Here is a 12,833-nt window from a genome sequence, read left to right on the forward strand (position 1 = left end):
ACATCGATGAAAAACAAGTTCTTGCTTCTTGGAATTATGGCTGCCTTCTTCGTTTCCTGTGAAAAGGATGACACGGCAACCATCATTATCAATGACTATGGAAATTCAAACAACAATGGGGGTAACTCCGCTACCATTAATCTCAGTGGCGTATATACGGAAGACCTCACCCTGGACCCGGCCAGCGAATACCTGATCACCGGGCCTGTGCTTATGGCATCGGGCACCACGCTGACCATTCCAGCCGGGATGACCATTAAAGCACAACCGGTAGGGGTGAATGCTTATATCGCTATCCAGCAGGGGGCACAGATCAACGCTGTAGGGACTGCTTCTAACCCTATTGTCTTCACTTCCAATGCAGGCAGCCCATCTTCAGGGGACTGGGGTGGACTTGTGATCTGTGGGAGAGCACCGATCAACTCCACACCTGATGGATCCGCAGATACTTCTACTTCAGAAGTAGGGGGACTTTCTTACGGTGGAAATATTACTGCAGACAATTCAGGCTCCCTGCAGTACGTCAGGATTGAATACGCCGGAGGAGCTATCGATGGGAATGCCGAACTCAACGGCCTTTCCCTTTATGCGGTGGGCAACGCTACTGTGATCGACTACGTTCAGATCTTTGAAGGTTCGGATGACGGAGTGGAATTCTTCGGAGGTACAGTAAACGTGAGCCATCTGGTGGTTGTGAACTCTGAAGATGATTCAGTTGACTGGACAGAGGGTTATATCGGCAATTTGACGGATGTATATGTCCAGCACGGGGCATCACATGATAAAGCCTTTGAATGTGATGGCTACAATACGGATTTCAGCAATGAAGGCGGATATTTCTCTGCTCCTAACGTGACCAATGTGACTATCGCAGGTGCTAATGACGGAGGTGAGGCTGTGAGGCTTAGGGCCGGTACGCAAGGTATTTTCACCAACGTTCTGATTGCAGATTTTGACGAGGCGTTCGACCTGGATGGAGATACCGGATCAAACCCCACCGGACAGGGTGTCATTGATGACCTGCTACAGGTGATCGATGTTACTTTCAACAGCGTGACCACCAAACTTAATAACGGAACCGGATATACCTTTACTGAAGCCGACTTCATCAGCGGCGATGGTAATGGTACGGGTACAGACGTCGCCACATGGGGTGCTGGTTGGACTGTAGGCATCAACTAAGGGTACAGTTTAGATATAAGAACCCTGCTTTAGGCAGGGTTTTTTTTGTTTGTCTCATTACTCAATGATAATCTGCAGCTAACCTTTTTTTTACATAGCAGGACGTTCTTTGCAGTGAAATAAAATGTATGAAAAATTTTATTTGGATATTCGCTCTTCTGATTTCTACCGGAATCTATGCCCAGGAAGCGGGTAAGTTGGCCGGTACGATCAAAGACCAGGAAGTATTTGACGAAGGGGTGGTCTTTGCAGACGTCCGTCTTAAAGATACCGAGTTCAAGACCCAGACTAATTTCAGGGGAAATTTCGAATTGAAGGATGTGACCCCTGGCAGCTATACCCTGGAGGTTACCTACGCAGGTTACGAGACCCTTGAGATCCCGGTGGAGATAAAAAAAGGCGAACTCACACGTGTTTCAAGTGCGATGTCGGCCAAAAGTCTGAGCCTGGAGGATCTCTCCGCAGTGATGAGCGAAACAAGTGAACGTAACAATCCAACTTCCGGACCGAAACGAACAGACAAAAAATAGGATCTTAATCCAAATAAAAAATCCCGCTACTTAGGCGGGATTTTTTTATCGGTTCATTTTGCTAGTCGTTCTTTACCAGGCCTTCGGATGACTTTTTCTTGCCATCGACACTGGCGACCATATTGTTATTATAAACTACTTCTTTGACGGTGTCTCCCTGCCAGAAATACCATTTTCCGGATCTCATGCCGTTTTCATAGGTGCCCTGGCTTATCTTCACTCCTTCTTCGTTGAAGCTGATCCATTCCCCATGCAATTGGCGGTCCAGGTTAAAGGTCCCTTTCTGGCTTACCACACCATTGTCATGATAGTAGGTGGCCTCAATCAAACCCGTTTCCTCGTTGAGTACCAAATCCTTTTCCTTCTGTCCATATGCGATGATAGTCATCAAAAATACCATCATCACGCTTATATACTTTTTCATTGCTCTGTACTTTCTTAAATTCTTTTATGCCATTCAAAGATAAAACAAATTAACGTTTAAAACACTTTTAGTTTACATTAAATTTACATTAAAAACGTAATAATTTGATTTTTAGTATGTTACTTTAGCCTCGTATTTTACATGCTCATTTCACTTTTCTTTGTGCAAATTGAATAGTTCCAGGTATAAGTAATTCATTTATAAGCATTTGATTATGAATTAAAAAGGAAATATTCCCTTGCTGAAATTGAGTATTCCTCGTCCTGAATAAACGACCTATTTCCCAATTATTCATAACTTTTAATTAACACAGAATCCCCTTTATAATATGATTTTTGTGGTGATTAACTCCTATGGCTGAAAACTTCTATCTTTTTATGATCATTGCCCTGGCCGCCCTGGCCATCACTGATCTCGTGGTAGGTGTCAGCAACGATGCCGTTAACTTCCTCAATTCGGCCATAGGGTCAAAGGCCATCTCCTTTCGCACCATCATGATCGTGGCTAGTATAGGGATCGCCATGGGGGCCATCTCCTCCAGCGGGATGATGGAAGTGGCGCGTAAGGGCATCTTCAACCCTGGAGAATTTGTTTTTGATGAGATCATGATCATCTTTATGGCCGTCATGATCACGGATATCCTCCTGCTCGACTTTTTCAACACCCTGGGAATGCCTACCTCCACAACGGTGTCTATTGTTTTCGAATTATTAGGAGCCTCCGTGGCTATTTCTACAGTGAAGATACTCAACCTGGACGGGGAGTTTACAGACCTGTGGACCTATATCAACACGGAAAAGGCCACTGAGATCATTCTCGGAATCATTCTTTCAGTCATCATCGCCTTTACCATAGGTGCGATCATACAATTCCTTACCAGGATTTTCCTGACCTTCAGTTTTGACAAGAAACCCGTGTGGGTTGGATCCGCCTTTGGCTCTGTTGGAATTACCAGTATCATTTATTTTATTATCGTTAAGGGGCTGAAAAGCACTGCTCTTCTCAGTGATACCGTCAATGAATTTATCGCCCTTAATACCGGACTTTTTATCCTGATCAACCTCATTGTCTGGTTTGCAGTATCCTGGATGACCATGCAGGTTTTCAGACAGAATATCTACAGGCTCATCATTATATTAGGAACATTTGCCCTGGCGATGGCCTTTGCAGGCAACGACCTCGTGAACTTTATCGGAGTTCCGATCGCGGCTTACCAGGCCTTCCTGGATTGGAATAGTTCGGGCGTGTCTGCCTTAGAATACAACATGGCCAACCTTTCTGCTGCCGTACAAACGCCAACCCTGCTCCTGTTTCTCTCGGGTGTGGTCATGATCATTACGCTTTGGTTCTCGACCAAAGCCAGAAATGTGGTGAAGACTAGCGTTGACCTCTCAAGACAGGATGAAGGGGAAGAAAGATTTCAGCCTAATTACCTCTCCCGGGTGGTGGTAAAATACTCTATAAAATCCTTTGAGAATGTCAGCGGTATTCTGCCCAGAAGTCTCAAAAGGAGTATTGATGCACAGTTCCAGAAAGAACCTGTCTTCCTGCCCAAGAGCAAGGTCAAGGATCTCCCGGCCTTTGATATGGTAAGGGCTTCAGTAAACCTCATGGTTGCCAGTGTGCTCATCTCTCTGGCTACTTCCATGAAATTGCCTCTTTCCACCACCTACGTCACCTTTATGGTGGCTATGGGAACCTCCCTCGCAGATAAGGCATGGGGAAGTGAAAGCGCTGTATACAGGGTGGCAGGGGTACTGAATGTCATCGGAGGTTGGTTCCTGACGGCTATTACCGCATTTGTGGCCTCAGGTATTGTGGCCTACCTGATCTACCTGGGAGGGTTCACCGCCGTTGTGATCCTGTTGCTCCTTTCCGGTATCATCCTGGTGAGGAACTATCTCAATCACAGGAAGAAATCACTGGAAGAGAAGATGGAATACGGACTTCGCAGGGCAGAAAGCAGTTCCATTCAGGGAGTAATCCTGGAAAGTGCCGGGAATATTTCCAATGTGGTTAAGCGCTGCAATAAGATCTATACCAACTCAATCAACGGACTGTCCAGGCAGGACCTCGATGTCTTAAAAAAGAACCGCAAACAAGTGAATAAGCTCTCGGCCGAGATAGACGACCTGAGAGACAATATTTTTTACTTTATCAAAAATCTGGATGAGGGCAGTGAAGGAGCTACAAAATTCTACCTGGATACCCTGGACTACCTTCAGGACATGGCCCAGTCATTGGAGTACATTATTAAGATCAGCTACAAGCACGTCAACAACAACCACAAAAAACTGAAATACTCCCAGATCCGGGAACTCCAGGAGATCGATGAAGAACTCGAGACCCTGCTGGAGAAGACCCGTAATGCCTTTGACAAAAAGAATTTTGAAGAGATAGGTGCTGTCCTCGCCCATAAGGATGAACTCCTTGAGATGGTCTCAGAGAAGATCAGCAGGCAGATCGCACGAACACGGACTGAAGAATCGAGTCCTAAGAACACCACACTCTATTTTAATCTTCTTACAGAGACTAAGGATCTCATTACCGCTACCATGAATCTGCTGGAAATGTATTACAGCGATTACGACAGCAATGTAGAACCGGCTGCGGTTGAAGAAAATTGACATCTTTTACACCTACCCCAATTCTCATGCGACATGAAGCGTTTCTTCGCTCTCCGGAAATCCCGGCATCAATAAGATGTCAGACCTGCAGTATAATAACTCAGCTACCGTGACCAGATTCTCGATGAGATCGTGCAAATGATCAAAATCATTGACCAGGGAGGAGGCCATCATGGTCGTGATCAGGTCCTCCCGGATCAATCGGTCTATCTCATCATTTTGTTTGGTAAGTTTTTCCAGGGACTTCGTCCTGAGCTTTTTCAGATCCTTATTGTAGGAAGAATCATCATCAGGTGGAATGGGCAGGAATATTCCTCTCAGGTGCGTTAACATGAGTCTCCTGTAGAAGTCGTATTCCTTCTTCATATGCGGGTTATCCTTAGTGGAATAGGTGCGGATATTCCTGTTGACCTCCCTTGTGTGGCGGATGATCTCCACCATCTTCCGATTGGCAAGTTTGATCTCCATGATGCGGTTGTTCTGGATCGATGTCAGTTTGAGCGAGCTCTGGGCCTGGGTGGCGAACTGAAGAATGGCTCCATAGATAGTCTTTACCTTAGTTAGGTAGAGCTCCCGGACATTTACCTTTAAATCTTCCTCCGTCTTTTTGATCACTTTTTTTGCCTTAATATCCGATCGAAGGTCATCCCTGTGGATATTAAAGGCATGGGTGACGATCTCAAAGACGGCGTTCTCGAACAGGTGTTTGGACTCACTGACCAGGGTAGCTATAGCTGTTTCAGGGAACTTCAGCATCCTCTTGTTGAGGTATTTCGGTTCATCGATACCCCGTACGGGAGCTATTTTTTCGGGTACCGCCCATTCTACGAGTCGGGCTATGGGTTTGATAAACCAGATCAGCAGAAACGTATTCAAAATGTTGAAGACCGTGTGGAAAAGCGAAAGGGCCACCGGGATGGCCGCTGCGCTAACCAGAGGTGAATCACTCCCGGTCTGTACGGCCAGCCAGCTGATCATCCGCATAAAGGGATAAAAAAGGATGAGGACCCAGATAACCCCCAGAAGATTGAAGATCAGATGTGCCCGGGCCGTGCGTTTGGCCTGGAAATTAGCGACAATGGCTGCCAGGTTCGCGGTGATGGTCGTTCCTATGTTCTCTCCCAGTACCATGGCAGCCCCCAGCTCAAAGGGGATCCAACCTTCTGCGGTCATCAGCAGGGTCAGGGCCATCGTAGCACTGGAGGACTGCACTAAAATGGTGAGCACGGTGCCAATAAACAGGAACAACAGGACGGAAGCAAAGCCCAGGTCAGCATAGCTGTTCAGGAATTCAAGGATCTCCGGATTCTGATTGATATCCGGCATGGCATCCTTTAAAAATTGCAACCCGATAAAGAGTACAGCAAAACCCAGGATAAAACTTCCCAGATTCTTTAGTTGATCCTTCTTGGAAAACGTAAAGAGGAATCCCAAACCGCATAAAGGCAGAGCGATAACACTCATACTTACCTTAAAACCCAGTATAGTGATGAGCCAGGCAGTGATCGTGGTCCCGATATTGGCGCCCATGATCACACTAATGGCCTCGGTAAGGGTGAGCAAGCCCGCATTGGAAAAACTCACTACCATAAGGGTGGTTGCCGAGGAGGATTGTATTACCGAGGTGATCAGGAAGCCCATGGAGACCCCTAAAAATTTATTGTAGGTCATTTTGGCCAGGATCCTTCGCATCCTGTGTCCCGCCAAAAGAAGAAGGGCATCACTCATCACTTTCATCCCAAAAAGGAAGAGACCCAGGGCTCCCAGGAGTTGCAAGGTTTGATACAATCCGAATTCCATATCCTCGGTAAGTGATCAGGTATTTATACCGTTCAATTTATCATTATTTTTTTAACCCGCCTATGGATCGTCAAAATCCTATAAAATATATAGGAAAGCTGATAAATATCATTGCGTTCGGGAACCCATTTTCTTATATTATAGGTCCTTGAGTGTTATACTAAATAAGGCATTCGTAACACTAAATTCAATGCCATGAAAAAAGTTATCCTTGGTTTACTTGCTCTTGGACTTGCCATCCCAGCCTTTACCCAGGATGTAAAGGTTGAAGAGCTTACTGAAGTGGTCATCAGGCCGATGAACTTCAAATACTTGAATGCGACCGATGCCAGGGAGGCAGCAGTTCCCGTGAGAATGCTGGAACGCGCCGTCGCCTCCTATGACGTTACGGAAGCTGATTTCTATATGGACGACTTTGATTTCTACACCGTTTCGTTCTATATCCCCGACGGAAAGATCGTCGCTGAATATGACGCAAACGGCAAGATTTTGAGAACTATAGAGAAATTCAAGAATGTTGCATTGCCTAATGACGTTAAGACTGCATTATTGGAAAGGTTCCCCAATTGGACCGTATCCAAAGACGTTTACCGTGTAACCTACACCGAAGAAAACGGTGCTAAAAAGATCTATAAGCTACTGCTTGTGAATGGCGACAAAAAAATGAGGGTTAAAGTGGATCATATTGGAACATTCCTCTAAGTCACCTCTATTGCCCCGGCTTTATTTAGTGATCATGTTAACAAGGAAAAAAGAGGTGCTGTCTGTTTAGGCAGCACTTTCTTTGTATTACTCCGGAAATTCTCAGCGGTAAAAATTCATCTCGTCCATATATCGCCATACCCCCTCAGGCAACATGGGCCTGATATTCTTTCCCTTTTTATGGTTCTTCCGGATAAAGGTAGAAGAGATCTCCATGATCGGGGCATCGATGTAGTGGATATGATCGTGGCCTTCAAATCTCTTGGGGATATCCCCTCCCGAGATCCTGGGATAGACATAGATATGATGGTTTTCCAGGATGACCTCGTAATTCTTCCACTTGTGGAAGGTCTTGAGGTTGTCCTCCCCCATCAGAAGGGAAAAAGCGTACTCTTCCCCGTATTTTTCACGCAGATGCACCAGGGTATTGATCGTATAGTTGGGCTGGGGCAGGTCGAATTCAATGGTGCTCGCCCTGAGTTTTGGATAAGGTTCTACCGCTTCCTGCACCATCTGATACCTGTGATGATCAGACAGCATACTCTGTTTTACCTTAAACGGACTTTGGGGGGTGATCACGAACCAGATCTCCTCCAGATCCGAGAACTCCACCATGTGGTTGGCGATCACCAGGTGGCCGATATGGATGGGATTAAAGGTGCCAAAAAAGAGTCCGACCTTTTTCATTCGCCTTTTTCCCCGGATTGTTCTTCTTCAAAGGACGGCACGACACCCAGGTAATCCGCCACCATCTTATGGGCTTCCTTCAGGGCCTTATCCAGGTCGTAGTTCTTGATGATCCTGTCGAACTGAGGTGCGGTGGCCAGTTCTACGGAGGCCTTTGCGATCCTCATATTGATCTTCTCATCGCTTTCTGTACTCCGCTTTTTCAGCCGGATCTTGAGTTCGTCCACACTCGGAGGTTTTACGAAGACGGCCAGGGTCTGTTCCGGAAATTTCTTCTTGATCCGCAATCCGCCCGCCACATCGATATCGAAGATCACGTTTTTCCCCTCCGCCCATAGTCGTTCTACCTCACTTTTCAGGGTGCCGTAAAAATTGTCCCTGTACACCTCCTCCCATTCCAGGAAGTCCCCGTTCTTTATGTGTTTCTTGAATTCGGAAAGGGTGATAAAGTAATAGTGTTCCCCGTTTACTTCCTTCCCTCTGCGCGCCCTGGAGGTCGCAGAGATCGAAAAGGCCAGGTTGAGTTCGGGCTGATCCAGCAGATAGCGCACGATCGTAGTCTTGCCACTCCCGGAAGGGGCTGAGAATATGATGAGTTTACCCCCACTACTCATAAGACATTGAGCATTTGTTCCTTGATCTTCTCCAGTTCATCTTTCATTTGCACCACCACCTGCTGCATAGGTGCGTAGTTGGCCTTGGAGCCTATGGTATTGATCTCCCGCCCGATCTCCTGGCTTATAAATCCGAGCTTTTTCCCATTGGAGTCAGGAGAAGCCATGGTCTCCCTGAAGTAATTTAAATGGTTCTCCAGCCTTACTTTTTCTTCCGTGATGTCGAGCTTCTCAAGATAGTAGATCAGCTCCTGTTCAAAGCGATTGGCATCCACTTCCATTTTGATGTCTGCCACCGACTTTTCGAGACGTTCCCGTACGGCCTGCAGGCGTTCCACATCCAGATCACCCACCTGCTGCAAAAGGCTGTGCAGGCTTTTAATACGGGAAGAGAAGTCCTTTTCCAGCATGCTACCTTCTTCCGACCTGAAGGCCTGAATGGCATCCAGGGCATGTTTCAGGGCATCCAGGATCGCCTTGTATTCCTCGGAGTCTACCTCATCCTTGTCGGTCTTTAAAGTATCAGGCAATTTAAGGGCCATTTCCATCAGCCTCATGTCATCTCCGTCGGCGATGGTTCTTAGCTGTTTCATATAATGTTTGACCACCGCCTCATTGATCTGGGAAGTGGTCTCGTCACCAGTGATCTCCACATACAGGTTAAAATCGACCTTCCCCCTGTGAAGAGCAGAGGCGATGATCTTACGCAACTCCAGTTCTTTTTCCCTGTAAAGAGGGGGCATCCTCGCATTCAGGTCGAGAGATTTGCTGTTCAGGGATTTCAGCTCTACTGTGATCTTTTTCGTGGGCAGCTGCACGACGTGCTTCCCAAATCCTGTCATGGACTGGATCATAACTTCGGTTTGATTTGGCTAAGGTAATTATTTTCAATCGCCTGCATAAGTCAAATTTTCTAGTGGTTATAACTCCCTGACCCAGATATTGCGGTAACTCACCCTGCTGTTGTCCCCGTGGTCCTGTAACCGGATCGGACCCTTGCCATGAGGCGGATTCTTAGGCCAGCCAATATAGGGGGTGGTTCCTTTGATCTCAACGTGGTCCTGCACGAGGATGCCGTTGTGCAGCACGGTTATGGTTCCTGATTTCGTCTTGGCCCCTGCTTCGTTGAATTCCGGAGCGTGATAGATGATGTCATAAGTATTCCATTCTCCACTGGGCACAGAAGCCATGGCCAGGGGGATGTGCTGCTTGTAGATCGAAGCCACCTGCCCGTTCACATAGGTTTCATTATTATTATTGTCCAGCACCTGCACCTCGTACAATCCCTGAAGGAAGACCCCGCTGTTGCCTCTGCTCTGCCCCTCTCCGGCCACCTCTGCCGGGGAACGCCATTCTATATGCAGTTGTAGATCCCCGAACTGTGCTTTTGTCATGATATCCCCGGTCTTGTCCTTTACCGTCATGCTCCCGTCTTCATTCAGGTGCCAGACCACTTCAGAACTGTCACGGACCATCATCCACTGGTCAAAGGAAGTCCCGTCGAACAAGACGATGGCATCGCTCGGGATTCCGTTATTTCCTTTCGGATCAACCCTGGGAGGAACAGGTTCGTACACCTCTGTCTCTTCAGGAGTCGTAGGTTCTTCTCCCGCATATTCCTCATAAACGATTCCCTCTTCCTTAGTATGAATCTCAACAGCTTCCTTCGAATTCGAATCCTTACAGGAGAAGAGGACCAATAGTGCGATACCGAAATACAGTGCTGATTTCATATCAAAGTTTTTTGATTCTGATATTTCTGAAGGCCACCACATCTCCGTGGTCCTGCAGCCCGATCTTTCCCGTATGGAACTTCCCGAAGCCCTTCCAGCCGGCAAATTTTGATTTTGAGACCATGGCATCCCATTCCTCATTCCCCAGGGGAAAGCTCACGATATCCACCCCGTTGAGATTTACCTTTCCCTTGTGTTCCCCGTAATTAACCGTAATGACACAGGTATTCCACTCGCCTGCGGGCTTTGTGACATCTTCAGTGGGAGCTACCATGTCGTACAGAGCCCCCGCCTGATGCGTGTTACCGGCCTTGGCATCGGGATGACGTTCGTTGTCCAATACCTGTATCTCAGGGCCCGTCTCATAGGGCTGGCCATAGGCATCATCCTCCTTTACTCCCCAAAAAATTCCGCTGTTGGCCCCCTCGGCCACCTTCCATTCCAGTGACAGTATAAAATTGGTATAGTCCTGACGGCTCACAATATTGAAGCTTTCTCCCTTCTTCCTTTCCTTTGGGGGATAGAACACCATGGCGCCTTCCTCAATCTTCCAGTTCTCGGCCATCCCGTCACTTAGGTATCCCTTCCAGTGATCGAAGGAGGTCCCGTCGAAAAGCACTTCCCATTCCTCCTCAACCGAAGTAGATTCCTCTGAAATTGCCATTTCTTCCGCGTTTTTATTTTCTGTTTGTGACTTCTCTTTGCATTGCAGGAAAGAAAGGCCGGCGACTACCAGTAAAATGTGAACTATTTTCATGTGTTAAGCTTTATGTTCCCAGTATTTTTCGGAGCATTTTCTTGTCTATATCCCCTCCGGCAAAATCGTCAAAGGTCTTCTCCGTGGCTTCTATGATATGATCCTGTATAAACTTCGCTCCTTCCCTCGCCCCCTGTTCCGGGCTCTTGATACAGCATTCCCATTCCATGACTGCCCAGACATCGCAACCGTACTGAGTCAGTTTTGAGAAGATCGTCTTAAAATCGATCTGCCCGTCACCCAGGGATCGATATCGCCCGGCCCGGTCCCCCCAGTCGTTATACCCTCCGAAGGCCCCTTTCTTCCCGGTGGGATTAAATTCGGAATCTTTCACATGGAAGGCCCTGATAAACTCGTGGTAGTGATCGATGTAAGTGATATAATCCAGTTGCTGCAGGACGAAGTGGCTGGGGTCATAGAGGATGTTCACCCTTTTGTGGTTGCCGGTGGCCTCCAGAAAGCGTTCAAAAGTATCCCCGTCGTGGAGGTCTTCCCCGGGATGGATCTCGTAACACACATCTACCCCCTCCTTGTCGAAGTGGTCGAGGATAGGCTTCCACCTCTTTGCGAGTTCCTCGAACCCCATCTCAACGAGGCCCTTGGGACGCTGTGGCCAGGGATGCCAGGTATGCCAGAGGAGGGCTCCCGAAAAGGTGGCATGCGATTTCAGGCCTAAACGCCTGCTTGCCGTAGCCGCTTTTTTAACCACGTCAACCGCCCATTCCGTCCGGGCCTTAGGATTGTTCTTCACAGCATCCGGTGCGAAATTGTCGAACATAAGGTCATAGGCAGGATGCACGGCCACCAGTTGGCCCTGCAGGTGGGTAGAGAGTTCTGTGATCTCCAGTCCGTAGGAATTGATCTTGCCCTTGAGCTCATCACAGTAATCCTGGCTGCTTGCAGCTTTATCAAGATCTATGAGAAAGTGTTCCCAGGTCGGTATCTGAATCCCTTTATACCCCAGGTCTGCTGCCCATTTGCACATGCCTTCGAGAGTATTGAAAGGGGGTTTGCTGTCTACGAATTGTGCAAGGAATACAGCTGGTCCTTTTATTGTTTTCATGGAGAGTTGTTTAGTTGTGTTCTTAAAAATGTACCTGATGCCCTTTTCGGATTTTAGTCCTATCTTTAATCGATAAAACCGAAGAAGGCTTCTTAAAAAGGTGAAGTCCTAAATATAGGAAATACACAGAATTAAATGGAAAATGTAACCCATATTATGAGGAGTCGATTCGGGGCAGCGATCTTTCAAAAGGAGGGTTTCCTATTTTTATCATTCCAAAATCTATTTCTTAACCTGCGATTCCTATGAAAAATGCATCAGCGAGAAACCTGTGGGGTGATTTTTTAGACAAGCATCTGGAATACGCCTTTGCCTCAGAACCCACAGTAACTCATTTCTGCGATAACGAAAAAGACGCCAATACCTGCCTTAAACTGGTCCTCAAGGGGGTCAAACGAGCTACGAGCCATTCCCTTCTGGGCCTGCAATACAGGAAAGAACCCCTGCCTAAGATTGGCGACTTCACCATCATTACAGACTGGGACGGAAATGCGAAATGCATCGTGCGCACAGTAGCCGTAGAATTGAAACCCTTCTTTAGCATCAGGGAGTCCTATGCAAAACTGGAAGGGGAAGGTGACAAATCCCTTGCTTACTGGAAGAAGACTCACTGGGATTATTACACCCGGGAACTGGAGCCCTATGGAAGGGTCCCGCGAGAGAGCATGATCATAGTCTGCGAGGTCTTTGAAAAGGTGTTTGAGAGAAAATAAG

Annotated in this window: 13 protein-coding genes; 5 read left to right on the top strand and 8 right to left on the bottom strand. The window is 47.2% G+C overall.

Translation table 11 applies throughout. From position 1 onward, the window contains the following. Window positions 1-6 precede the first annotated feature (6 nt). Both IEV19_RS07200 and IEV19_RS07205 read left to right on the top strand, forming a co-directional pair. Window positions 7-1,182, top strand: a complete 1,176-nt coding sequence (locus IEV19_RS07200; protein ID WP_188369977.1) for a beta-helix domain-containing protein — start codon at window positions 7-9, stop codon at window positions 1,180-1,182. A 128-nt stretch (window positions 1,183-1,310) separates the two neighbouring features. Next, the gene (locus IEV19_RS07205) at window positions 1,311-1,712 is read left to right on the top strand and encodes a carboxypeptidase-like regulatory domain-containing protein (protein ID WP_188369978.1); all 402 of its coding nucleotides are present in this window, start codon (window positions 1,311-1,313) and stop codon (window positions 1,710-1,712) included. A 61-nt stretch (window positions 1,713-1,773) separates the two neighbouring features. Here IEV19_RS07205 and IEV19_RS07210 read toward each other — a convergent pair whose 3' ends face one another. Continuing rightward, window positions 1,774-2,136 (bottom strand): toxin-antitoxin system YwqK family antitoxin, encoded by a 363-nt coding sequence (locus tag IEV19_RS07210; protein WP_188369979.1) that lies wholly within the window; start codon window positions 2,134-2,136, stop codon window positions 1,774-1,776. A gap of 353 nt (window positions 2,137-2,489) precedes the next feature. Here IEV19_RS07210 and IEV19_RS07215 point away from each other — a divergent pair, with 353 nt between their 5' ends. Beyond that, window positions 2,490-4,763: an inorganic phosphate transporter gene (locus IEV19_RS07215; protein ID WP_188369980.1), complete on the top strand. Its 2,274-nt coding sequence runs from the start codon at window positions 2,490-2,492 to the stop codon at window positions 4,761-4,763. A gap of 24 nt (window positions 4,764-4,787) precedes the next feature. Here the strand turns inward: IEV19_RS07215 and IEV19_RS07220 are convergent, their stop codons facing one another. Continuing rightward, a complete protein-coding gene (locus IEV19_RS07220; RefSeq protein WP_188369981.1) occupies window positions 4,788-6,563 on the bottom strand; it encodes a Na/Pi cotransporter family protein in 1,776 nt (591 codons plus the stop codon). A gap of 195 nt (window positions 6,564-6,758) precedes the next feature. Between IEV19_RS07220 and IEV19_RS07225 the strand changes: the two genes are divergently transcribed. Continuing rightward, window positions 6,759-7,265, top strand: a complete 507-nt coding sequence (locus IEV19_RS07225) for a nicotinate-nucleotide adenylyltransferase (RefSeq protein ID WP_188369982.1) — start codon at window positions 6,759-6,761, stop codon at window positions 7,263-7,265. A 102-nt stretch (window positions 7,266-7,367) separates the two neighbouring features. Here IEV19_RS07225 and nadD read toward each other — a convergent pair whose 3' ends face one another. The 6 genes from nadD to IEV19_RS07255 form a co-directional block, all read right to left on the bottom strand. Next, window positions 7,368-7,952 carry a nicotinate (nicotinamide) nucleotide adenylyltransferase gene (nadD, locus tag IEV19_RS07230; RefSeq protein ID WP_188369983.1) on the bottom strand — a complete coding sequence of 195 codons (585 nt, stop codon included), beginning with the start codon at window positions 7,950-7,952 and terminating at the stop codon, window positions 7,368-7,370. Beyond that, window positions 7,949-8,566: a guanylate kinase gene (gene gmk, locus IEV19_RS07235; protein WP_188369984.1), complete on the bottom strand. Its 618-nt coding sequence runs from the start codon at window positions 8,564-8,566 to the stop codon at window positions 7,949-7,951. The genes nadD and gmk overlap by 4 nt, the downstream gene beginning before the upstream one ends. Continuing rightward, on the bottom strand, window positions 8,563-9,420 hold the full coding sequence (locus IEV19_RS07240) for a YicC/YloC family endoribonuclease (protein ID WP_188369985.1): 858 nt from the start codon (window positions 9,418-9,420) through the stop codon (window positions 8,563-8,565). The genes gmk and IEV19_RS07240 overlap by 4 nt, the downstream gene beginning before the upstream one ends. A 66-nt stretch (window positions 9,421-9,486) precedes the next feature. Further along, window positions 9,487-10,299 (bottom strand): 3-keto-disaccharide hydrolase, encoded by an 813-nt coding sequence (locus IEV19_RS07245; protein ID WP_188369986.1) that lies wholly within the window; start codon window positions 10,297-10,299, stop codon window positions 9,487-9,489. A gap of 1 nt (window position 10,300) precedes the next feature. After that, window positions 10,301-11,056 carry a 3-keto-disaccharide hydrolase gene (locus IEV19_RS07250; RefSeq protein ID WP_188369987.1) on the bottom strand — a complete coding sequence of 252 codons (756 nt, stop codon included), beginning with the start codon at window positions 11,054-11,056 and terminating at the stop codon, window positions 10,301-10,303. A 10-nt stretch (window positions 11,057-11,066) separates the two neighbouring features. Then, window positions 11,067-12,119 (bottom strand): sugar phosphate isomerase/epimerase family protein, encoded by a 1,053-nt coding sequence (locus IEV19_RS07255; protein ID WP_188369988.1) that lies wholly within the window; start codon window positions 12,117-12,119, stop codon window positions 11,067-11,069. A gap of 245 nt (window positions 12,120-12,364) precedes the next feature. Here IEV19_RS07255 and IEV19_RS07260 point away from each other — a divergent pair, with 245 nt between their 5' ends. Then, window positions 12,365-12,832, top strand: a complete 468-nt coding sequence (locus tag IEV19_RS07260; protein WP_188369989.1) for an ASCH domain-containing protein — start codon at window positions 12,365-12,367, stop codon at window positions 12,830-12,832. Window position 12,833 lies beyond the last annotated feature (1 nt).

Source organism: Muriicola marianensis (genome assembly GCF_014638095.1).
Taxonomy (GTDB): domain Bacteria; phylum Bacteroidota; class Bacteroidia; order Flavobacteriales; family Flavobacteriaceae; genus Muriicola; species Muriicola marianensis.

What these genes read in the sequence shown, in the direction of transcription:
- IEV19_RS07200 (WP_188369977.1), top strand. Translation starts at nt 7, where the DNA reads ATGAAAAACAAGTTCTTGCTTCTTGGAATTATGGCTGCCTTCTTCGTT.
- IEV19_RS07205 (WP_188369978.1), top strand. Translation starts at nt 1,311, where the DNA reads ATGAAAAATTTTATTTGGATATTCGCTCTTCTGATTTCTACCGGAATC.
- IEV19_RS07210 (WP_188369979.1), bottom strand. Translation starts at nt 2,136, where the DNA reads ATGAAAAAGTATATAAGCGTGATGATGGTATTTTTGATGACTATCATC.
- IEV19_RS07215 (WP_188369980.1), top strand. Translation starts at nt 2,490, where the DNA reads ATGGCTGAAAACTTCTATCTTTTTATGATCATTGCCCTGGCCGCCCTG.
- IEV19_RS07220 (WP_188369981.1), bottom strand. Translation starts at nt 6,563, where the DNA reads ATGGAATTCGGATTGTATCAAACCTTGCAACTCCTGGGAGCCCTGGGT.
- IEV19_RS07225 (WP_188369982.1), top strand. Translation starts at nt 6,759, where the DNA reads ATGAAAAAAGTTATCCTTGGTTTACTTGCTCTTGGACTTGCCATCCCA.
- nadD (WP_188369983.1), bottom strand. Translation starts at nt 7,952, where the DNA reads ATGAAAAAGGTCGGACTCTTTTTTGGCACCTTTAATCCCATCCATATC.
- gmk (WP_188369984.1), bottom strand. Translation starts at nt 8,566, where the DNA reads ATGAGTAGTGGGGGTAAACTCATCATATTCTCAGCCCCTTCCGGGAGT.
- IEV19_RS07240 (WP_188369985.1), bottom strand. Translation starts at nt 9,420, where the DNA reads ATGATCCAGTCCATGACAGGATTTGGGAAGCACGTCGTGCAGCTGCCC.
- IEV19_RS07245 (WP_188369986.1), bottom strand. Translation starts at nt 10,299, where the DNA reads ATGAAATCAGCACTGTATTTCGGTATCGCACTATTGGTCCTCTTCTCC.
- IEV19_RS07250 (WP_188369987.1), bottom strand. Translation starts at nt 11,056, where the DNA reads ATGAAAATAGTTCACATTTTACTGGTAGTCGCCGGCCTTTCTTTCCTG.
- IEV19_RS07255 (WP_188369988.1), bottom strand. Translation starts at nt 12,119, where the DNA reads ATGAAAACAATAAAAGGACCAGCTGTATTCCTTGCACAATTCGTAGAC.
- IEV19_RS07260 (WP_188369989.1), top strand. Translation starts at nt 12,365, where the DNA reads ATGAAAAATGCATCAGCGAGAAACCTGTGGGGTGATTTTTTAGACAAG.